This window comes from Vibrio sp. 1727, from assembly GCF_033344415.1.
GTDB classification, from domain to species: Bacteria; Pseudomonadota; Gammaproteobacteria; order Enterobacterales; family Vibrionaceae; genus Vibrio; species Vibrio alginolyticus.
The window spans coordinates 1-537 of the sequence record NZ_JAWPOT010000601.1; the positions used below are offsets into that span (position 1 = coordinate 1).

At 45.4% G+C, this 537-nt stretch carries 1 protein-coding gene; it reads right to left on the minus strand.

Going from position 1 to position 537, the window contains the following annotated elements:
• Window positions 1–114: 114 nt before the first annotated feature.
• Window positions 115–537 (minus strand): MFS transporter (locus R8O10_RS27155; RefSeq protein ID WP_412035183.1); only part of this gene is annotated, 423 nt, incomplete at its 5' end.

A 537-nucleotide genomic window follows, 5' to 3' on the forward strand; every position in this document is an offset into this window, starting at 1 on the left:
GAAACAAGTTCAGTGCGATTGACTCAACTCATTCACTAAGCCTGACTTAATTTAGCTGCGCATTTTAGAAAGGAGCCACTAACCTTGCAAGTACATTTCCCTTCGCTAGAACATTCAACTGGAAGCTTCCGGCTGCGCAGTCTGACGAGGTGCCCTTCGATATTGGCTAACCACCAGTACGATGCAAGAAATTAGAGCGATAAATAGATAAAAGATGCCTAGCTGATGCTGATCCGTCACCCACTTTTCAACCAAGTAGCCACCAAACAAACCCGCTAAACACATTTGAATTGAACCAGACAATGCAGACACTGCACCGGCTTGCTGCTTATGCGGAGACAACAACAAACTTATCGAAACAGGAAAAGACATCCCTTGCGCAAAACTCAAACACGTGAATGCGACCAGTAACGATGCAACCGTAAACGGCGTCACCAACAGTAAACACCCAGAAAGCGCGACAATCGCAAAGCTCATCAACAGTATTTGCTGTGCTTTATAACGGTTATTGATCAAATTGAGGACGACGCTCCCCAT